Here is a 20,764-nt window from a genome sequence, read left to right on the forward strand (position 1 = left end):
TCCTGGCATGACCTTGGGGGCGGGGATCGACTCGACCGGATCAGCCGATCCGGTCGACGAGTCCGTCGAACCCACCTGGCGCCCCGATGAGGAGATGTCCTCAAACGAGCTGACCGAGGTACTCGTCCACTGCGCCGGCCTGACCGCCTCGGCCACCTATCGGATGATGATGGCCGCCAGCCTGAAACACGACGAACTCGCATCCGACTACGCCGAACGCCGTGCCGAGACCCACACCGGCGAACTCGTTCCATCGACGCCTTCGACACTCTCGCCACCCGCGTCGCCTCCGGCGACGACCCCTACGAACAGTTCGGACCCGACGGCCTCGAACAAGCCATCGCCGAAATCGGCGCCGCGCTGACCATCACCCCGGCCCAGGCGAAAGAACTCATCTTCGCCGGAGACGCCCTGCGCTACCGATTGTCGTTCACCGGCCACGGTCTGGCCTGCGGACGTATCGACAAACACCGTTTCCTCATCGCCGTACGTCGCACCGAGCTCATCACCGACCTCGAGACGATGCAGACCGTCGACGCACACCTGGCCGAAGCGATCTTCGCCCGCCCACCCATGTCGACCACCCGCTTCACCACCATGGTCGACGCCATCGTCGCCACCTGGGCTCCCGACGCCATACGCCGACGCAACCAACGCGCCCACGACGACCGCAACATCAGCGTCCGCAGCGATCGCTTCCATCCCGGCCAAGCCCGCATCAGCGGAGCACTGACCGAGGCCGACGGCGCAGCATTCAACGCCCAACTCACCACCATCGCCACCACCGTGCACCCCGGCGACCCCCGCACCCTGCCCCAACGCCGCGCCGACGCCCTCATCGCACTCGCCCACGGCACCACCACCCTGACCTGCCACTGCCCCGACTGCACCCCCACACCCGACCCCGAAACAGCAGACAACGATGTCGACGCCGATGCCAATGCCAATGCCAATGCCAATGCCAAGCCTGACAGCGAGGCCGTCACCGACGTCGATGACGCCACGAGTCCCGCCGCCCGGTCGTGCGACTGCGACGGCCGCAGCACCATCACCGCACCGCAGGCCACTTTCCACATCGTGGTGAACCTGTCCACACTCGTCGGCGTCGACAACGATCCGGCATTCCTCGACGGACACGGCATCCTCGACGCCGACACCGCCCGTTCGCTGCTCGCCGACGCCCGCCGCACCTACATCCACCCCCACCCCGACCCGGGCAACAACACCGGGCCAGGCGACACCGACTCGGCTGCCCTCGATTCCGAGTTCCGCTACTCACCGCCGAAGAAACTGCGAGCCCTGGTACGCGCCGGCGAACTGTGCTGCGTGTTCCCCGGCTGCAACGCCCCGGTGTGGAACCTCGACCTCGACCACACCGACCCGTTCGACCACACCGACCCCCGCCGCGGCGGCCCCACCACCGAACGCAACCTCAAACCCCTGTGCCGGTTCCACCACCGCATCAAAACCTTCACCAGCTGGCAGGACCACCAAGACGAATTCCTCCACGCCTGGTTCACCACACCCACCGGCCACATCTTCCTCGGCAACGCCTACAACGGCCGCGACCTCTTCGGACGACGCGTGCCCAAACGCCCACCCGACCACCCCGCACGCACCACTCTGGACGATCTCCGCGCCACCGCCACACGCCGCCGACAACGCGCCGAGGACCGCTGGAACAAAGCGAACCCACCGCCCTTCTAGTCCGAAGAGCCACCACCTCCGGCCCCTGAGCAGGGTTTCCGCCGTCTTCGCCGTCGCTGGGGCGCGGGTACCGGAGTGCGACGATTCATCGGATGGTCGTGAGACATCTGACGGAGTTTTGATCAATTCCAGAAAAAGCGTGCGGGATGACTGTTCCGCACCTATGGTGGGTCAGGTGGCACCGACAACGGTCTATGCCCAGCAACTCCGGGCCGCAAAACTCCGCGTCACCCAACCGCGGGTGACGGTCATGAACGCCGTCGACCAACACCCCCACGCCGACACCGACACGATCTTCGGGGTGGTGCGCGAGACGCTGCCGAACGTATCTAGGCAAGCCGTCTACGACGTCCTTCATGCCCTGACCGAGCGGGGCCTGATCCGGCGCATTCAGCCGTCAGGTTCGGTGTCGCGCTACGAGTTTCGGACGGGCGACAATCATCATCATGTCGTCTGTCGCGCATGCGGTGCCATCGCCGATGTCGATTGTGCAGTCGGCGAGGCCCCGTGCCTGACCGCCTCCGACGACCACGGCTTCGTGCTCGACGAGGCCGAGGTCATCTACTGGGGCCTCTGTCCGGACTGCGTCGGCACCGCCACCACCTGATCACACCGACCTGATCACACCGTGATCACAGCACGAGAAGTTCACCACCCGAAAGGAATGTCGTGACCTCTGACAGCCGCCCACCGAATTCCGATGCCGAGACGCGAAGCAACAGCGAGAGCGAGAACCCGGCGATATCGTCGCCGAAACCGAAAGCGCATGCGCCGCTGACCAACAAGGACTGGTGGCCGGAGCAGATCGACCTCTCGCTTCTACACGCGCATTCCTCCCTGTCCAATCCGCTCGGCGAAGATTTCGACTACGCGAAGGAATTCGCGAAGCTCGACGTCGAAGCCCTCAAGGCCGACCTCGTCTCGCTGATGACCCAGTCGCAGGACTGGTGGCCCGCTGATTACGGCCACTACGGGGGCCTGTTCATCCGCATGAGCTGGCACGCGGCCGGGACCTACCGCATCTTCGACGGCCGGGGCGGTGGCGGTCAAGGCGCACAGCGTTTCGCGCCGTTGAACAGCTGGCCCGACAACGCCAACCTGGACAAGGCACGGCGTCTGCTGTGGCCGATCAAGCAGAAGTACGGCACCAAGCTCTCCTGGGCCGACCTGCTGGTGTTCGCGGGCAACGTCGCCCTGGAGTCCATGGGCTTCAAGACCTTTGGCTTCGGCTTCGGCCGCGAGGACATCTGGGAGCCCGAGGAGGTGTTCTGGGGACCGGAAGATGCGTGGCTCGGTGCCGACAAGCGCTACTCCGGCGAGCGGGAACTGGCGCAGCCCCTCGGCGCGACCACCATGGGCCTCATTTACGTGAATCCCGAAGGCCCCGATGGTAAGCCGGACCCGGTTGCCGCCGCAAAGGACATCCGCGAGACGTTCGGCCGGATGGCCATGAACGACGAGGAGACCGCGGCTCTGATCGTCGGCGGTCACAGCTTCGGCAAGACCCATGGTGCGGGAGATCCCGATCTCATCGGCCCGGAGCCCGAGGGCGCCCCGATCGAGCAGCAGGGTCTCGGATGGAAGTCCGCCTATGGCAAGGGCAAGGCCGAGGACACCATCACCAGCGGCCTCGAGGTCGTGTGGACCTCCACTCCCACCAAGTGGGGCAACGGCTTCCTGAAGAATCTGTACGGTTATGAGTGGGAACTGACCAAGAGCCCCTCCGGCGCATGGCAATTCGTCGCGAAAGACGGTGCGGGCGCGGGCACCATCCCCGACCCCTTCGGTGGTCCGGGACGTGCACCGACCATGCTGGTCACCGACGTCGCCCTCCGCGAGGACCCGATCTACCGCGAGATCACGAGTCGCTGGCTCGAGCATCCCGAACAGCTCGAGGAGGCTTTCGCGAAGGCCTGGTACAAGCTGCTCCATCGCGACATGGGACCGGTCGAGCGCTACCTCGGGCCGTGGGTCCCCGAGCCGCAGATCTGGCAGGACCCGGTTCCCGCCGTCGACCACGAGCTGATCGACGACGCCGACATCGCTTCGCTGAAGAGCACACTGCTGGAGGTGCTCTCGCGCACTCAGCTCATCAAGACTGCGTGGGCGTCGGCGGCCAGCTTCCGCAGCACCGACAAGCGCGGCGGCGCCAACGGCGCACGCATCCGTCTGGAGCCGCAGAAGAACTGGGAGATCAACGAGCCCGGTGAGCTCGCCAAGGTGCTGCCGGTCCTCGAACAGGTCCAGAAGGACTTCAACGACTCGGCCTCCGGCGGCAAGAAGGTGTCGCTGGCCGACATCATCATCCTCGGTGGCGCGGCAGCAGTCGAAAAGGCTGCCGAGGAGGCCGGCTTCCCCGTCACGGTGCCGTTCACGCCGGGGCGCACCGATGCCTCGCAGGAAAGCACCGACGTCGAGTCGTTCGCCGTACTGGAACCGCGTGCCGACGGTTTCCGTAACTACAGCAAGGGCGACGAGAAGACCCCGCTGGAGTCGCTGCTGCTCGATCGCGCATACATGCTCGATCTCACCGCACCCGAGCTCACCGTGCTCGTCGGCGGACTCCGCGTGCTCGGTGCCAATTACGGTGGCACACAGCACGGTGTGTTCACCGATCGTCCGGGCGTGCTGACGACCGACTTCTTCCGGAACATCGTCGACATGAGCACAGAGTGGAAGTCGGGAGCCGACGAGAACGTCTACGAGGGCACCGATCGCACCACCGGTGAAGCCAAGTGGACTGCCACGGCGTCCGACCTGGTGTTCGGCTCGCACTCGCAGCTGCGCGCACTGGCGGAGGTCTACGCACAGGACGACTCGGCCGAACGGTTCGTCAACGACTTCGTCAAGGCGTGGGTGAAGGTCTCCAACAACGATCGGTTCGATCTGGCCTGAGCACTCGCTCTGTAGTTGACCTCAACACCCCGCGGGCGACTCGCCGGCGGGGTGTTGTGCGTCGTGGCGCGGATCTGCGAAGGATCCCCCGCGGTCATCGCCGGTGGCCCCGTCCGTCTCCACAGTCCACTTCGACCCCGGGTGTTCACTCAGTCGAACAAGTGTGGAAGCAGGATCGGTCAATACGGTCAGCGCAAATGGCCCCGCCCGCGTACGGTCAGACGATGAGACTCCCCCTCCGTGCCACTCTCGCGGCGGTCGCCGCATCAGCCGCCCTCCTCGCACCCACCTTGCTGTCCCCGGCGACTGCCGACGCCACACCGCCGTCGGGGATCTCGGCGGTCACGCTGGCCAAGACTGAGATCCCCGCCGACCTGCTGCCCTTCATCCCCGACGGTCTGCAGGTGGAGGTTCGTGAGATCACCATCGCGCCGGGCGGCACCACCGGCTGGCACTACCACGACGGCAACCTCATCGGCCTGGTCCGGCAGGGCACCCTCACCCACCCCGGCGCCGACTGCAAGCCGGTGGTCTACAAGACCGGCGAGATCATCAACGAGCCCGCAGGCAAGGTGAACACCCACGAGGGAACCAACCTCGGGACCGTCCCGGTCATACTCGACGTCGTGTACCTGCTCCCCCTGAAGAAGCCGCTCTTCGAGGACGCGCCGGCACCGCCCTGCGCGGACTGAGGCCCACCGCGCCAGGAGAGGTCAACGCTTCAGAACAGCGTCGAGTTCTCCGGCCACGGTTCGTGATCCGACGGTCACCAGCTCACCGTCGCGCACCACCCACCGGCCTCCGACCATGACGTCGCGTGGTCGGCGGCCGGGCCCTGCCCACAACAGACCGTCGAGTGCGTCCGGAACCCCGGCGTCGAACACGTCCGAGCAGTCCCAGACACACAGGTCGGCTGCCGCGCCGACCCGCAGGTGCCCCAGTTCCGGGCGCCCCAACCCCGCGGCCGACCCCTCGGTGGCCATCGTCAGACACCCACGGGCGGAAACGGGTTCGCCGACGAGCCCCGAGACCTGCATCGCCAGCCGGGCGTCGGCGAGCAGATGACCGGCATCGTTGCTGCCGCCGCCGCTGGTGCCCAGCCCCATTCGGACACCGGCGGCGGTCAGTGCGGCGACCCGTGCGACACCCCAGCCCATCGGCACGTCGCATCCCGGTGCGTGTGTCGCGGTCGCGCCCGACCGCGCGAGCAGATCGATCTCGGCGTCGGTGATCTCGCACAGGTGCGCCACGGTGACGTCGCGCTCGAGCCAGCCCCACTCGTCGAGAAGTTCGAGCGGGCGGCGGCCGTACCTTTCGGCGGCGATCTGCACGTCGATCTGCTCGTTGGCCTGGGTTCGACGCCGCAGACCCAGTCGCTTCGCGGCCTCGGTCAACACCGCGAACGTCTCGGGCCCGTCCGCGTGCACCCCCGACGGCCCGACCGCCAGCTGGATCATCCCGTCCGGGCTGACGCCGGTATGCGCATCGGGCAGATGGGTGTCGTGGATGTCGACCACCGACTGGGCCGCCGCGTCCGGCTCGTCGCGGGCGGTGCCCCGGACGAAGACCAACCGGGCCCCGACCCGCCGTGCCGCGCCGATCGTCGCGCCCGCCAACTCCACCGGATCCTGATCTCGCGGCCAGGTGAGGTGATGATCGGCCACGGTGGTCACCCCGCACAGCAGGGATTCGGCCAGACCCACCGCGGCAGCCGCAGCGGTGAGCTCCGGATCGACTCCGGTTGCGTTGTAGCGCCGGCCCATCCGCACCAGCCACTCACTCATGGGCAGGAACCTCGCGTCCGGTCGGGACCGGAACGCACTCTGCAGCAGGTGATGGTGCGCGTTGACCAGCCCCGGGGTGATGACACAGCCGGACACGTCGACGATCTCGCCCTCGCCGGAGTGCTCCTCCCCCACCACCCCGTCGGCGACGACGAGTCGCCCCCGGGTGACCGTCGACCCGTCGATCATCACCGCAAGTGCTCCGTCGAGCATCACCGAGGTCACAGTTCGAGGACCAATCGACCACTGGTGCAGCGGGATACGCAGATCATCATCGACTCGTTCTCGGACCGTTCCTCGGGTGAGAGGATCGAGTCGCGATGGTCCACCTCACCGCTCACCACACCGGCCTCACATGTCCCGCACACCCCCTCACGGCACGACGACGGTGCGACCACCCCACGCTCGTCCAGGACGTCGAGGATGCTCCGATCCTCCGGAACGGTGACCGTGACACCCGAAAAGGCAAGTGACAGTTCGAACTCCTGGTCGGGCGCAGCGGACATCACCGCCGCGGTGAACCGTTCGGTGAACGAGTCCACCGCGGGTTGCGGACCGCACGCCAGCGCGACAGCGTCGAGCATCGCCGGCGGGCCGCACGCATAGACCGCCGTCCCCCTGGGCAGTTCGTCCAGGGCAGCACCGAGGTCGAGTCGCCCGGACCGGCCCGATTCGTGGATCGTGACCTCGCCGGGATGCCGCATCAGGAGTTCGTCGGCGAACGCCATCTCCGCATGCGTCCGCCCGAGGTAGATCAGTCGCCACGGACGGCCCGCCCGAGCCGCCTGTTCGATCAGCGTGAGGATGGGGGTGATGCCGATACCGCCGGCGACGAAGACGTACCGCAACGCCCGTGTCAGGGCAAAGTGATTGCGCGGAGCGCTGATCAGGACCTCCGATCCGGCGGTCAGGTCGTCATGCGCGGAGATCGACCCGCCCCGACTGTCCGCGCGACGCTCGACGGCGATCCGGTAGGTGCTCGTCTCACCGGGCTCGGAACACAGCGAGTACTGCCGGATCGGACCGGCCGGGGTGGCCAGGTCGACGTGCGAGCCCGGCGTCCACGGCGGGAGCGCCTGACCGTCGGATCCAGCGAGGACGAACTCGTCGACACGTTCGGTCACGGCACGCCGCGACACCACTCGGACTCGGATGGGATTCTGAATCCCGTTGGATGACACTGACATCGGAGATCTCCTCGACACACGGATCTCTCACCGGACTCCCAGCCACAGGAACCACGCCCACAGTGGGAGGCTACGACGACGCCTGCACAACGATCAGATGTGCGGTGTCGGAACCGACGAGCCGCCACCTATGGGGAATGCCGCCAGCGTAATAAAGACTGTCGCCCTTGTGCAATTCGACGAATCGGCCCCCGAGGTCCACTTCGATATCACCGGCGACGACATGCAACCACTCGTCCTGCTCGTGCTGGAAGTGCTCCCCGTAATCCCTGCGGCTCAACGATTGTTCCTGCGGGTAGAACACGGCATCGCCGTTCACCAGCAAACGGGCGTATCCGGCGCCGTCCCCGGCCTGCGGCAGAGTCGCCCCCTCGCCCGAACGCACCAGCTGTGCGCCGTCGGGCGCCGACGCCGGGGAGTTCGCCGCGCGTGCCGGATCGGCCGCCAGCATCAGACTCACCTGCGTGGTGTCCAGCGCGCGCGCGATACGTTCCAGCGTGGTCATACTCGGCCGGGCGTAGCCGCGTTCGAGTTGCGAGAGAAACGGATGCGAGATACCGGCCTGCGCAGCGAGATTCGCCAGCGTGAGCCCATGGTGCTTACGCCGGCGACGGATCTCGGCACCCAGCGACACCTGAGCGCGATCCGGCTCGTCCAATGCCATGATCACCTGCCTTCCAGCAGAATCGGTCATTTTGGTTACACGCCTGCAGCTCTGGTTAACGTCGCGGCAACAGCGCATTCCTATATTCGGAGATGTTGACGTGGTCAACAAGTACCCGAAGTATCCCACTCCCGCCGCCCAGCCACAGCGGGACCACAGACACGCAGACCGGCGCGACGGCGCGCATCCGTCCAGCCCCGCAAGGGGTTTCACGTTCGTACGGGGGATCACCGATGCAGGCCGCTCAACCAGTCGCGGTGCCGGGCATCACCGGCGCGCTACCCGACGGCACGGTCGTCGACATCGAGTTGTCCCACGACCCCGACGGCGTGCGACGCGTGGCCGCCGTGTCACCCGCCACGGCGGCGACGCTCCATCCCGACGGCTGGCTCGACCTGAACGGGTTCGTCCTCACCGCGGCCGCGGCCGAACCCCACGCCCACCTCGACAAGGCCCTGTCCTGGCCCGAGATCAAATCCCCCCCGGGCGACCTCACCGCCGCGATCGCCTCGTGGCGGGCCGGCAGCCTCCGATTCGAGGAGGACTCGTTCCGCCGCCGCGCACTCGCGGCCACCTCGGCCATGCTGCGCAACGGGACCACCGCGGTCCGGACGCACGCCGACGTCCTGCCGCACGAGGATCCCCTTCGTGCCGTGCGGGCACTCGTCGACGTCCGCGACTCCCTCCGCGGCCTGATGTCGATCCAGGTGGTCGTGCTCCCCAATCCACTCACTCCCACGGCACACATCGAGGCAGCGCTCGACGCCGGGGCCGACCTCCTCGGCGGTGCCCCGCACGTCGCCGACGACCCTCTCGCCGAACTCACCCGCCTGCTCGATCTCGCGGAGGCCCGTCAGATCGGCGTCGACCTTCACGCCGACGAGTTCCTCGACGGTGACCACCTGACCATCGAGGCCTACGCCGACCGTGTCGCCGACTGGCCGGCCGATCGCATCCGCACCGCGGGCCATTGCTGCCGGTTGGACACCCTTCCACCCGACGACCTCGAGCGTGTGGCGAAAGCCCTGGCACGGGCGTCGGTGTCGGTCATCGCGCTGCCGGTCACCAACCTGTATCTCCAGGGCCGGACCGGCCCGTCCGCCGGACGCCGCGGCATCACCCCCATCGAGGTGTTGCGCGACCACGGGGTCCTCGTCGCAGGCGGTGCCGACAACATCCGCGACCCGTTCAACCCCGTCGGCCGAGCCGACCCGCTGGAGACCGTGTCGCTTCTGGTCACCGCGGCACATCAATCACCCGACACCGCAATGCAACTCGTCACCGACAATGCGCGTGCGGTACTGGGTTGCGAGCCCGCAGGCCCGGTTGTCGGGGCCCGCGCGGATCTCCTCGCGGTGCGCGGGACCGACCTCGTCGAGGTGATCGCGTCTGCTCCGGCCGATCGGGTCGTCATCGTGAACGGGACACCGGTCTCCCGAACCGAGACCACGACGTGGACGGCCACCCCGGAGGATCTCGCGATCACGCGGGGCATCCAGAACCTCACCGCCCCAACCCTTGTCGAGATGGAGAGATGATGAGCTCATCAACAACGACCGCGCGCCCGGCACTCGGTCATCCGCTCGTCGGTTTCGAACACGTAGACCTCACCTATCCCGACGGCACCGACGCGCTCCGCGATGTCAGCCTGACCGTCCGCGAAGGCGAGTTCGTCAGTGTGGTCGGTCCTTCCGGCTGCGGAAAGTCGACGCTGCTGCGGTTGTCGTCGGGTCTGGAGACGGTCACCGGCGGCTATATGCAGAGCGGCGCCGAACGCATCGGCTATGTGTTCCAGGACGCCACCCTCCTACCGTGGCGATCCGTCGCCGACAACGTGGCGCTCCTCGGCGAGCTCGACGGCATGCCGCGCGGCGATCGCCGCGAGCGTGTCCGGGCCGCCCTGGACACGGTCGGACTCAACGGATTCGAGGAGCATCTGCCCCACATGCTGTCGGGCGGCATGCGGATGCGGGTCTCCCTCGCCCGGTCGCTGACCCTCGACCCCGACCTGTTCCTGTTCGACGAACCGTTCGCCGCACTCGACGAACTCACCCGTGAACGCCTGGGCACCGACCTCACCGAGTTGTTCGCCGCCAAGGGTTTTGCGGGCCTGTTCATCACGCACTCGGTCGCCGAGGCCGCATTCCTGTCCACCCGCGTGCTGGTCATGTCGGGGCGCCCGGGGACCATCGTCGACGAGTTCGAGATCCCGTTCGATTTCCCACGCTCACCGGACCTGCGTTTCGAGCCGGAGTTCGGTGCCATCGCCGGTCGCATCTCACGCGCACTGCGGGAGGCACATTCATGACCACCCCGAACACCGGGGCCACCCCGAACACCGAGGCCCCCATGCGCACCGAGAAGTCCACCGACCCGGTCGATGACAAGTCGACCACCGAGATGACCGTCGCGACGACGTCGCAGGGCCGCAAACGGCCGCGCAGGAAGGTGAGCGGGGTGATCGCCCCGCTCGTCGTGCTGGCTGTCGTGATCGGACTCTGGTACCTGGTCAGCTACGCATTCCTCGACCCCGGCCGCCGGTTCCTGATGCCGCCGCCGCACAAGGTGGTCACCGAGGGACTCTTCGGCCCGGCCGCGCAGGCCATGTGGGAAGCACTCAGCCGCACGGCCACGGTCGCACTGACGGGTCTGGCGATCGCCGCGGTCATCGGCATCGTGTGGGCCGTCATCATGTCGCAGTCGCGGCTGATGGAGAACGCCCTGTTCCCTTATGCCGTGATACTCCAGTGCATCCCGATCCTGGCCCTCGTCCCGCTGGTCGGCTTCTGGTTCGGGTTCGGCTTCAGTGCACGGGTTTTCGTCTGCGTGCTCATCTCCCTGTTCCCGATCGTGTCCAACACGCTGTTCGGGTTCCGGTCCGTCGACCGGCAGATGCGGGATCTGTTCGCACTGCGCCATCCCAGCCGGCTCACCGTCCTGCGCAAACTCGAGTTCCCGGCCGCGATGCCCGCCATCTTCGCCGGACTGCGGATCTCGGCGGGACTGTCGGTCGTCGGTGCGATCGTCGGTGACTTCTTCTTCAAGCAGGGCAGTCCCGGCATCGGCATCCTGATCGACAACTACCGGTCACGGCTGCAGGCCGAAGAACTGTTCGCCTCGATCGTGCTCGCGTCCCTGCTCGGCGTCGTCGTGTTCTGGCTGTTCGGCTGGCTCGGCAATCGTGTCGTCGGCCGCTGGTACCAGCCTTGATCCTCCCATCCCCTCCTTGACCGCTGTACTTCCTTGACCGCCGTACTTCCATGACCGCCGTCCGACCCCGTCTCTCACATCCCTGCCACCGAAGAGGAAGTCCCATGAGCACACCCACCTGGCGTCGCCTGTCCAAGACCACCGGGATCGCCGTCCTGGCCGCGGCCCTCGCATTCACCGCGGCCTGCGGCTCCGGTGATGCCACCGAATCCTCCGGGTACACCGGTGCCGTCGGGCCGGTCGACCTCAGCGCGAACTGTCCCGAGAAAGTCATCGTCCAGACCGACTGGAATCCCGAGGCCGAGCACGGCCACCTCTACCAGCTGCTCGGCCCGGACCCGTCGATCAGCGCGGGAGACAAGCGTGTCGTCGGTCCGCTGTTCGACCGTGGCGAGTACACCGGCGTCGACATCGAGATCCGGGCGGGCGGTCCGGCCATCGGCTTCCAGTCGGTGACCTCGCAGATGTACTCCGACCCCGAGATCCTGCTCGGCTACGTCGACACCGATCAGGCGATCCAGAATTCGGAGGCCAACCCGACGATCGGGGTGATGGCGCCGCTCGACATCAGTCCGCAGATGATCATGTGGGATCCGGCGACCTACCCGCAGGCGAAGGGCATCGGCGACCTCAAACCCACCAACGCGCGGGTCCTCTACTTCGAGGGGGCCACCTACATGGACTACCTGACCGGAGCCGGAGTCCTCTCCCCCGAGCAGGTCGACGGCAGCTACGACGGCACGCCGGCCAACTTCGTCTCCGACGGCGGCAAGACAGCCCAGCAGGGTTATGCCAGCTCCGAACCGCAGGTCTACCAGGAGGAGGTCGAGGGCTGGAAGAAGCCGGTCGAATACCAGCTGGTGCACGAGGTCGGCTTCCCCACCTACAAGTCGGCGATGTCGGTGCGCGCAGACGCGTTGGAGGACAACGCCGCCTGCCTCGAACAGCTCGTGCCCGTGCTGCAGCGCGGCGTCGTCGATTACATGAACTCGCCGGAGGATGCCGACAAGGTCATCCTCGAAGCGGTCGAGCAGTACGACACCGGCTGGGTCTACTCCCAGCGCAACGCCGACTACGGCCGCCAGACCATGGCCGACCTGAAGCTCGTGAGCAACGGCCCCGACGGTGCCGTCGGCGACTTCGACACCGCTCGTGTCCAGCGGGTCATCGACGTGACCGGACCGATCTTCGCCAAGCAGGGCACCCCCGCCGCAGCCGGTCTGACACCGGATTCGGTCACCACCAACCGCTTCATCGACACCTCGGTGGGCCTGCCGTCATGACCGCGCCGGTGGTCGCGGTCAGCACCGACGACGGGCGACCCGACTTCGGCCCCGGCGACGTGGACGCGCTGTTCGACGACCTGCTCGCGATCGTCGGACCGCGCGGCATCACGTCCCTGCCCCGCGCCCTCGAGCGCGCGGGGCGGGACGGCTCGGGTATGAGTCCCATCCTGTCCGCGCAGGACCTCGGGACGCCGGATCTCGTGTGTTATCCGCGGACAGCCGATGTGGTGCCTGCCATCGTCCGCGCGGCGGTGGCCCGCGGCGTCCCGATCACCACCCGGGGAAAGGGCACCGGGAACTACGGGCAGGTGATCCCCCGGTTCGGCGGGCTCGTCCTCGACATGACCTCCCTGACCGAGATACACAGCACCACCGAACGATTCATCACCGCTGCGGCCGGGGCGCGGATGATCAATCTGGAGCAGGCCGCCTGGGCCCGGGGCAGCCAGCTCTGGATGTATCCGTCGACCGTGCAGTCGACGCTGGGCGGCTTCCTCGGTGGCGGCTCGGCCGGCACCGGGACGATCGTGCACGGCCGCAACCACGAGGGTTTCGTCGATGCCCTCGACGTGGTGTACGCGACCGACGACGCCGAGCTCGTTCATCTCGAGGGTGACGACGCGCAACCGTTCGTGCACACCTACGGGGTCGCCGGAATCATCGTGAGCGCCTCGGTGCGCGTCGAACCGTTACAGCAGTGGCGTTGCGTCTACGCCAGTTTCGGTTCCCACCGCGAGGCCTTCGACGCCGCGTTCCGGGTGTCGACGATCGAACCAGGGCCGCGGCTGCTGTCGGCGGACGGGCCGGTGATCGTCGACGCCCTACCCGACGACCCCGCCCTGGTCCGCGGACGGGCGAGCGTGCGCGGCATCATCGACGCCCGGGCACTCGAGGAGGCCACCGATCTGCTCGTCGCCGGCGGCGGTCGCATCGAGGCGGTCCGGGAGGGTATCGCCGAGACCGTGAAACTGTCGACGCTGTCCTACAACCACCCGACGTGGTGGTTGCAGAAGGCACAGCCCGACAAGTGGTTTCACATGGAGGTCCGCGGCAACGCACTGGTCAGCCGCCTCGACGAGGTCGAAGCCGTCTACGACGGCGGCATGCTGCACCTCGAGGTCGGCCACCAGATGATGTTCGGGATGCTCAACGGGATCTTCACCGGGCCCCAGCAGGTGATCGACGGAGTCGCCGCGCTCGAAAGCCTCGGCGTCGGAGTGCATTCCCCACATCAGTGGTACGTCGACCTCGACGCCGACCGCGTCCGGGCACTGGCCCGCCGGACCGACCCCAAGGGACTGCTCAACCCAGGAAGGTGGATGTGACCGAAGCAGAGGCGAGTGGGACCCGGCGATACGCCGAGCTCACCACCAAACAGATCGAGACCGCGCTGTCGCGGGATTCGATCCTGGTGCTGCCGAGCGGCGCCATCGAACCGCATGGCCCACACCTGCCGCTCGCCACCGACCTCATCGTGGCCGAGGCGGTCGCGGCCGCGGTCGTCGAACGCGGAGCCGCTGCCGGAGAGGATGTCTGGTTGTTACCGGCTCTCGGCTACACGAAGTCCGACGAACATGCCCGGCTTCCGGGAACGATCTGGCTACGCGCCTCGACGCTGTTCGAGACCATCGTCGACATCGGCGCGTCGATCGCGCAGACCCCGGCGCGGCGTCTGCTGTTCGTCAACGCGCACGGCGGCAACTCGGCCCTGATCGAGGTCGCGGCACGAGAACTGCGCCGACGGTTCGACCTGCAGACATTCTTCACCTCGGGTCCGGGGCAACCCGGCCCCACCGAGCGCGGTCTCGGGATTCATGCGGGCTGGGCCGAGACGTCGATGATGTTGCATCTTCGTCCCGACCTGGTGCACATGGACAAAGCGGTGCCTGCCGTGGCCGATGCGGTCGCCGACGCCACCCACATCGGATTCACCAAGCAGGTCAAATTCGGTTGGCTCTCCACCGACTTCGTCGAATCCGGCGTGATCGGCGACCCCACCGGGGCCGACGCCGACACCGGTGCGAAGCTCTTCGACGAGCGCGTCGACGCCCTGGTCGCCGCACTTCCCGAGATCGCCGGCTTCGACCCCGGCCTGGTCGGCCCCCGATGATCACCAGCGGAACACACTTCGGAACCGATTGCGCGGCCGAGGATCAGCTCTCCATCGACCCGATGGTGCTGCTGAACATGTGGCTCCCCGCACCCGACGCCCCTCGCCCGCTCATGGCGCTGGCGACCTGTGGGCGCGACGGATATCCGCGGGTCCGGCACGTCCTCCTCAGCGAGGCCGACGACACCTCGATCTACTTCCACACCGACTCGCGGTCCTCGAAGGTCGCCGAACTGGCCGACACCCCGCGCGCCTCGATCGCGGTCGCGTGGCCCGAACAGGGCCGGCAGGTCGTCGCCCACGGGGACGTCCGCCGCGCTCCCGATGGCGAGTTACGGCAGGTCTTTTCACGCCGGAACCGCTACCTACAGCTGCTGGCGTGGCTGAACGACGACGACCTGGCGTCGCGACCACCGGACGAGCGCAGGCGCCGGTGGGCCGAGTTCGATGACACCCACGCGGATCTGACCCCACCGGAGACGTGGACTGGATTCGCCGTCGATCTGCAGGAGGTCACCTTCTGGCGTGGTGACCCCGACGGCCCATCGCAGCGAATCCGCTTTGCCCGCAACGGAGATGAACGGAATCCGGAAGAATGGAACCCACAAGAATGGAACCCGGAGGTACTACCCGGATGACCGGTACTTATCACAACGCGCTGATCCTGCCGGTGACCGGCGAGGTGCCCTGGTTCTGGGGCTGGCTGTCGGTCGACGAGGACGGCCGGATCTCCGGCATGGGCGAGGGTGCACCGCCCGCCGACGCCCCGCTACCCCATCACGATCTCGACGGTTGTTTCCTCGCACCCGGTTTCGTGTCCGCGCACAGCCACATCTACACCGGCGGCATGCGCGGCGTCGCCCCGAACAGCCCGCTCTACGAATGGGTCAGCCTCAACGGCCGGATGCTCCTCGGCGCCGAGATCGACGACATCTACTGGATGACCTTGGCCGGCGGTCTCGACCATCTCGCGTCCGGGATCACCTCGGTGTACAACTTCACCCAGTCGCGCGTCATCTCCCAGTTCGACTACGAACAATCGGTCCTCAAGGCGGCCCGTGTCCATCCCGCCGAGTTCGTCACCGCGCAGGTCGACGGACTCGACGCATCGGGCATCCGGTTCGTCACCAGTGTGCGGCTCGACGACGAACAACTCGACGAGACAGATGCCTTCGCCGGATTCGACGCGGTGATGGCGCACCTCGAGACCGTGCACCCGGACCGCAATCTCGGTGGCTCGGTCTACGGTGCGGTGCAGTGGTCGTCGTCGCCGGCAACCGCCGAACGTGAACGCGCCCTGATGGACCGGTACGGGATCACCAACCAGGCGCATTTCGTGGAGACCGCCGAACAGATCGAGATCCAGCAGGCCAAGTTCGACTGGTACGACGCCGCAGGCGTGCTGGGCCCCGGGTTCGCCTTCGGGCATTTCGTCCACCCGACCGAGGAGATGGTGGCGCGGGTGCGCGAGACCGGGTCGGCGGTGGTGTGGCAACCGATGTCCAACGGCCGGTTGGGTTCGGGGATCGCCGATGTGCCTCGCCTGCTGCGGGATTCGATCACCGTCGGCATGGGCGTCGACGACCAGTCCTGTACCGATGTCTCCGATCCGTTCGAGAACATGCGCACCGGCCTGTTCCTGCAGCGTGGCAAGCACAGCGATCCGGCTCTGCTCACACCCTCGGATGTGCTTGCGCTGCACACGATCGGATCGGCGTCGGCCATCGGGGTCGCCGATCGGGTGGGGTCCCTGGAAGTGGGCAAGTTCGCGGACCTGCTGGTGGTCGACCCACGCTCGCCGCATCTCGGCCCCATCTGGGATCCCGTGGCCACCTATGTGCTGGCGTGCGGTCTACGCAACCTGCGCACCGTCATCGTCGGCGGATCGCCGGTGTGGGACCGCGACCTCACCGATCCCGTCCGGGAGCGCGCCGACCACGAACTCACCGAACGGATGATCACCTCCGCCGCACAGTGCGGCATCCATCCCGCCGATCACACCCGGCGCAACGCCGACGCCCACCGATCGGTGTAGTCGGCGATGCGGGTGTCGGTGGTGTAGGTGGAATCGATCAGGTACAGGCCGGGCAGCGGGCACACGGCGCCGAGTTCGACGAGCACCGGCTTCAGCAACAGGTCCGGCGACCGGACGGTCTCCACTGCGGCGTCGATCTTCTCGTCACCCCACCCGAGCAGGCCCGGCCCGAGCTCGATCACGTCGACGATGTGATCGGCTGCCGCACCGGTCAAGGACTCGACCAGCTTCGTCGCCGCGTCGAGAGTGCGTGAACCGGGTTTGGGATTCCCGGCGACAACGGTGGTGATCATGAACGTGTCCCTCCTGGGTTCGGTGGTCTCCGGCTCAGTGCTCCGAGGTACTCCTGGGTCCGCGCCAGGGACCAGACCTCGGCCATCTTCTGTTGGATGTCGAACAGGTTGGCCTGGTGGATTGCCGGATCGCGATCTCCCACAGCCTCTTCGACGACGATCGGGACGAAGCCGTGCTGCATGGTGTCGAGCGCGGTCGCACGGATACACCCGCTGGTCGACAACCCCGCCAGGAACACCGTATCGATCCGGAGCGAGTTGAGGTACGAGTTCAGGCTCGTCCCGAAGAACGCGCTCGCATACTTCTTGGTGACCAGCAGTTCCTCGCCCCGGGGTTCGAGGCCCTCGATCAACTCACCGAACGGACTGCCCTCGCAGAAGGCGACCAACGCCCCGGACTTGCGGAAGAAGACCCCCGCGTCGGCGCCATCGGCGCGCAACCGGACCTCGGTCACCACGACCGGGATTCCGGCCGCGCGGGCCGAGGCCAGCAGGATCCTCATCGCCTCGACGTTCTGCTCGACACCGGCGTACAGCGCGCAGTCCTCGTCGATGTACGCGCGCGCGGGATCGACGAGGACGAGAGCGGGACGCTCCCCGGGCTGCAGTTCCTGCCCGAAACCGGCCCGGGCGTAGTCGGCAGCCTGCTCGGCGCGGTCCGGCGCTCCCACCGTCTCCGGTGAACCGGCGGTGTCTGTCATGCGGACTCCTTCATCGACTCGTGCCCGGCGGTCACCGGCACACCGGATTGTTCCGCGACGGGCATCGACCGGCGCGGAAATGCCAGGCAGACAGCGATTCCCACCGCCGAGAGTATCGCGAGCACCATGCCCGCGATCTGCAGGTTGCCGACGAACCGGGCCAGTTCCGCGCCGTCGAACAGAGCCGGCGATCCGGCGTAGGACTGACCACACAGAGCGCGGTGGCCAGCGTGAACACCGTCAGGCCCGACAGATACAGCGGACGTCGGCCGATGATGTCGGCGAGCCGCCCGAACACCAGGATCAGCGCGGTGGTGACCACCATGTAGCCCAACAGGATCCACGTCGACTGCGCGGGCGTCGCATCCAGCTCGCGACTGAGGGTCGGCAATGCCACGGTCAGTCCGCTCATGGCGACGAACACCGCGATCACACCGACACTGGTGGCGGCGAAGACCCGCCACGGATGCGGATGCCGGTGTGGTGGTTGCGGGTGGTGTGGATGCCGCTGTGATGAATAGTGCTGTGTCACCGACAGATACCGGCGGTGAGGTCGGCGAACAACGAGACCACGTCCGCGCGGCGGTCACGCCGCAACGGCAACGCCGCCCGTACCTGCGCGACGCGGTCGAGGTCGATGGTGACGCGCAGGGTCTCTCCCGAACGATGTGCGGGTGCCCGGGCCACGATCTCACCGTCGGGCGCGATGACGCACGACAGTCCGAAGTAGTCGACGGTCGCGCCGTTCAGCGTCTCCGGGCCCGCGCGGTTCGCGGCAATGACCCATGTCTGCGATTCCAGTGCGCGCGTCTGCAGTTCGGCCAGAAAGAGATCTTCGCGGGAGCCGAGGGAGGACACCACGGCCAGCATGACCTCGGCACCGAGCGCGCGTGCCACCGCCCAGTACTCGGGGAATGTGCGGTCGTAGCAGATGACGCAACCGATGCGGATGCCGTGCAACTCCGCCGTCGCCGGTGACGGCCCGGGCGCGAAATGGTACTTCTCGTCGATGTCGACACCACTGACCTTGCTCGCCGGTAGCGACAGCTTGCGGTAGGCGGGCATGTGCCCGCCGCCGGGTGTCCGCCAGTCGACGATCTCACCGGCGGAGTCGATCAGGACGACGGAGTTGTGTGTCGTCCCGTCGGCGGTCCGCTCGTAGGTGCCGAACGCGATGGCGCAGCGGCGTTCCCGTGCGAGCGCGCCCAGTCGTGCGGTCGCGTCACCGGGGATTGTCTGAGCCCACGACGTCCGGTCGGTGTCGTGACTGGTGCAGAAGTAGGGCGTGGTGATCAGTTCGGGCAGGACCACGAGGTCGGGCGCCGACCCTGCTCTCCCTCCCTCTGCCCCACCGCTTTCCGACCCGCCTCCGGTTGCGGCTGAGTCGACCGCTGCGACAAGACGGGACAGGTTGTCCGCGATGTCCTCGGTGAGCTCTCCGATCTGAACGACGGCGACGTCGAGTGTCCGGGCTGTCACGCTGCGGCCGAGGTGGCTCCGCGGCACTTCAGCAACGGCTGGATTCGGGTGCCGAAGTCCTCCACGCCGGTGACGAAGTCGTCGAAGGTGAGCATGATGCCCTTGACCCCTTCGAGTTCGGCCACCTGATCGAGCATCTTCGCAACCGTCTCGTAGGAGCCGACCAGGGTGCCCATGTTGAAGTTCACCGCCCCCTCGGGCAGCGAGATCGTCTTGGCGGTCGAACCGTCGTCGGCGCCGGCGTCGGCGGCGGACTCGTCGGCCATGTACCCGAGCGCGGCGAGGTCGGCGTTGTCGTGGTAGTCGTGCCACTTCGCCATTGCGGCGTCGTCGGTCTCGTCGGCGATGATCATGAACAGTGCCATCGCGCCCACGTCACGCCCGGACTCCCTGACGGCCGCAACGAGGTTCGAGGTGGCGTCCTGCAGGGCCAGTGGGGTGTTGACGCCCGAACCGAGAATGAGCCGAGAACGGGGTCGGCGCGCCTAGGCCGTGGCGATCGGCCGATCGGGCCGAGTCCGGCTCCGGAGAAACGTGATCGTCACCGTGGTGACCACGAGCGCGACGATTGTTCCGACCGCCACGGCGACGACGGCGGGCGTTTCACCCTGCGCCGTCGCGAAGATCCCGAGGAACGCCCAGATCAGGGTCAGCGGGTATGCGATCAACACGGACCCGAACGCGGCGGTGACCGCCAGACCGAAGACCGCACACGCCAGCAGGATGGCCAGCTGCCAGCCGAGGGACTGCGGATCGGCGAGGTCGGCACCGATGGCTGCCGCCCAGTTCTGGAAGACCGCGGCAGTCGCCCAGGCGGCATAGATGCCGACGAGGATGCGGGTGAGGTTGGTCAGCCAGGCGGGTGCCGAATCGTCGGCGGGCCCCGCGGCGATACGGGCGGCGTCGATCAGCACGACGGTCATGACCGTCAGCACGATCGGGGTGACCCACGTCCACTCCGCGGCGGACACCAGAATCCACACCGCGGCGCCCGCGAAGGCGATGCCGAGGTCGACCAGCAGCCGGCGCCCGTCGCCGGTGCCTCCGCTCTTCCACCCCAGCGTGCCCTTCCACACCACCGTGCCCTTCCACACCACCGCGAGCGCGAACACGATCGACAGGAGATAGATGACGCTCCAGATCGAGAAGGTGTAACCCTCCGGGGTGATGAGGAGGTCGGTCGTCGACTCGTTGGGCGAGGCACCGACCCCGGAGAACGGGACGACCGGTGCGACGACCTGCGCCACTGCGAGAGCCACGACGAGCCAGGCGATCGGTCGCGAGATGCCCACGGACGATGCCTGTGCCGGTGATGGTCGGGTGCGAGAGGTCATGACCTCCAACGTAGGCACTGCCGCGGGCTTTTCGCAGCATCGACTCCTGACCTGCGCCGACCGTTGTTCTCAGATCGCG

The 20,764-nt window shown here is 67.4% G+C and carries 21 protein-coding genes and 1 pseudogene; 13 read left to right on the plus strand and 9 right to left on the minus strand.

Annotated elements, in window-relative coordinates:
* The first annotated feature begins 7 nt into the window (after positions 1-7).
* The 5 genes from H1R19_RS23315 to H1R19_RS19655 all read left to right on the plus strand — a co-directional run bounded on the left by H1R19_RS23315 (position 8) and on the right by H1R19_RS19655 (position 5,294).
* Entirely contained in the window at positions 8-364 is a 357-nt protein-coding gene (locus H1R19_RS23315; protein ID WP_223205594.1) for a hypothetical protein, read from the plus strand.
* Positions 365-366: 2 nt separating this feature from the next.
* Positions 367-1,707, plus strand: coding sequence for an HNH endonuclease signature motif containing protein (locus H1R19_RS19640; protein ID WP_244971014.1), 1,341 nt, complete (start codon positions 367-369; stop codon positions 1,705-1,707).
* A gap of 163 nt (positions 1,708-1,870) precedes the next feature.
* A complete protein-coding gene (locus H1R19_RS19645; protein ID WP_188331275.1) occupies positions 1,871-2,314 on the plus strand; it encodes a Fur family transcriptional regulator in 444 nt (147 codons plus the stop codon).
* A 62-nt stretch (positions 2,315-2,376) separates the two neighbouring features.
* Positions 2,377-4,602: a catalase/peroxidase HPI gene (gene katG / locus H1R19_RS19650; RefSeq protein ID WP_188331276.1), complete on the plus strand. Its 2,226-nt coding sequence runs from the start codon at positions 2,377-2,379 to the stop codon at positions 4,600-4,602.
* A 224-nt stretch (positions 4,603-4,826) separates the two neighbouring features.
* Complete coding sequence (locus H1R19_RS19655) at positions 4,827-5,294, plus strand: cupin domain-containing protein (RefSeq protein WP_188331277.1); 468 nt, start codon at positions 4,827-4,829, stop codon at positions 5,292-5,294.
* Positions 5,295-5,315: 21 nt separating this feature from the next.
* Here the strand turns inward: H1R19_RS19655 and H1R19_RS19660 are convergent, their stop codons facing one another.
* The 3 genes from H1R19_RS19660 to H1R19_RS19670 form a co-directional block, all read right to left on the minus strand.
* Complete coding sequence (locus tag H1R19_RS19660; protein ID WP_223205637.1) at positions 5,316-6,599, minus strand: amidohydrolase family protein; 1,284 nt, start codon at positions 6,597-6,599, stop codon at positions 5,316-5,318.
* 8 nt (positions 6,600-6,607) lie between these two features.
* The gene (locus H1R19_RS19665; RefSeq protein WP_188331278.1) at positions 6,608-7,573 is read right to left on the minus strand and encodes a PDR/VanB family oxidoreductase; all 966 of its coding nucleotides are present in this window, start codon (positions 7,571-7,573) and stop codon (positions 6,608-6,610) included.
* Positions 7,574-7,643: 70 nt separating this feature from the next.
* On the minus strand, positions 7,644-8,237 hold the full coding sequence (locus tag H1R19_RS19670) for a helix-turn-helix domain-containing protein (RefSeq protein ID WP_219849880.1): 594 nt from the start codon (positions 8,235-8,237) through the stop codon (positions 7,644-7,646).
* A 233-nt stretch (positions 8,238-8,470) separates the two neighbouring features.
* On the opposite strand from H1R19_RS19670, the gene H1R19_RS19675 reads away from it, so the two are divergent.
* From H1R19_RS19675 to H1R19_RS19710, 8 genes are all read left to right on the plus strand, one after another.
* A complete protein-coding gene (locus H1R19_RS19675) occupies positions 8,471-9,775 on the plus strand; it encodes an amidohydrolase family protein (protein WP_219849881.1) in 1,305 nt (434 codons plus the stop codon).
* Positions 9,775-10,545: an ABC transporter ATP-binding protein gene (locus tag H1R19_RS19680; protein WP_219849882.1), complete on the plus strand. Its 771-nt coding sequence runs from the start codon at positions 9,775-9,777 to the stop codon at positions 10,543-10,545. The genes H1R19_RS19675 and H1R19_RS19680 overlap by 1 nt, the downstream gene beginning before the upstream one ends.
* Entirely contained in the window at positions 10,542-11,447 is a 906-nt protein-coding gene (locus H1R19_RS19685; RefSeq protein ID WP_219849883.1) for an ABC transporter permease, read from the plus strand. Before H1R19_RS19680 ends, H1R19_RS19685 begins: the two co-directional genes overlap by 4 nt.
* A 104-nt stretch (positions 11,448-11,551) precedes the next feature.
* Positions 11,552-12,730: a substrate-binding domain-containing protein gene (locus H1R19_RS19690; protein WP_188331283.1), complete on the plus strand. Its 1,179-nt coding sequence runs from the start codon at positions 11,552-11,554 to the stop codon at positions 12,728-12,730.
* Positions 12,727-14,058 carry an FAD-binding oxidoreductase gene (locus H1R19_RS19695; RefSeq protein WP_219849884.1) on the plus strand — a complete coding sequence of 444 codons (1,332 nt, stop codon included), beginning with the start codon at positions 12,727-12,729 and terminating at the stop codon, positions 14,056-14,058. The genes H1R19_RS19690 and H1R19_RS19695 overlap by 4 nt, the downstream gene beginning before the upstream one ends.
* Entirely contained in the window at positions 14,055-14,843 is a 789-nt protein-coding gene (locus tag H1R19_RS19700) for a creatininase family protein (RefSeq protein ID WP_244970769.1), read from the plus strand. The genes H1R19_RS19695 and H1R19_RS19700 overlap by 4 nt, the downstream gene beginning before the upstream one ends.
* On the plus strand, positions 14,840-15,481 hold the full coding sequence (locus tag H1R19_RS19705) for a pyridoxine/pyridoxamine 5'-phosphate oxidase (protein ID WP_219849886.1): 642 nt from the start codon (positions 14,840-14,842) through the stop codon (positions 15,479-15,481). The genes H1R19_RS19700 and H1R19_RS19705 overlap by 4 nt, the downstream gene beginning before the upstream one ends.
* Complete coding sequence (locus H1R19_RS19710; protein WP_219849887.1) at positions 15,478-16,878, plus strand: amidohydrolase family protein; 1,401 nt, start codon at positions 15,478-15,480, stop codon at positions 16,876-16,878. The genes H1R19_RS19705 and H1R19_RS19710 overlap by 4 nt, the downstream gene beginning before the upstream one ends.
* Here the strand turns inward: H1R19_RS19710 and H1R19_RS19715 are convergent.
* From H1R19_RS19715 to H1R19_RS19740, 6 genes and pseudogenes are all read right to left on the minus strand, one after another.
* Entirely contained in the window at positions 16,839-17,171 is a 333-nt protein-coding gene (locus tag H1R19_RS19715) for a hypothetical protein (protein WP_219849888.1), read from the minus strand. The genes H1R19_RS19710 and H1R19_RS19715 overlap by 40 nt on opposite strands.
* On the minus strand, positions 17,168-17,872 hold the full coding sequence (locus tag H1R19_RS19720) for an isochorismatase family protein (RefSeq protein ID WP_188331289.1): 705 nt from the start codon (positions 17,870-17,872) through the stop codon (positions 17,168-17,170). The genes H1R19_RS19715 and H1R19_RS19720 overlap by 4 nt, the downstream gene beginning before the upstream one ends.
* A 31-nt stretch (positions 17,873-17,903) precedes the next feature.
* The gene (locus H1R19_RS23475; RefSeq protein ID WP_372632276.1) at positions 17,904-18,404 is read right to left on the minus strand and encodes an MFS transporter; all 501 of its coding nucleotides are present in this window, start codon (positions 18,402-18,404) and stop codon (positions 17,904-17,906) included.
* Positions 18,401-19,351 carry a carbon-nitrogen hydrolase family protein gene (locus H1R19_RS19730; RefSeq protein ID WP_219849889.1) on the minus strand — a complete coding sequence of 317 codons (951 nt, stop codon included), beginning with the start codon at positions 19,349-19,351 and terminating at the stop codon, positions 18,401-18,403. The genes H1R19_RS23475 and H1R19_RS19730 overlap by 4 nt, the downstream gene beginning before the upstream one ends.
* Positions 19,348-19,812, minus strand: a pseudogene (locus tag H1R19_RS19735) (pyrimidine utilization protein A); the annotation flags it as partial. The gene H1R19_RS19730 and the pseudogene H1R19_RS19735, both read right to left, overlap by 4 nt.
* A gap of 24 nt (positions 19,813-19,836) precedes the next feature.
* Positions 19,837-20,685 carry an MFS transporter gene (locus H1R19_RS19740; protein WP_219849890.1) on the minus strand — a complete coding sequence of 283 codons (849 nt, stop codon included), beginning with the start codon at positions 20,683-20,685 and terminating at the stop codon, positions 19,837-19,839.
* Positions 20,686-20,764: the final 79 nt, after the last annotated feature.

Source organism: Gordonia jinghuaiqii (genome assembly GCF_014041935.1).
Lineage (GTDB): Bacteria > Actinomycetota > Actinomycetes > Mycobacteriales > Mycobacteriaceae > Gordonia > Gordonia jinghuaiqii.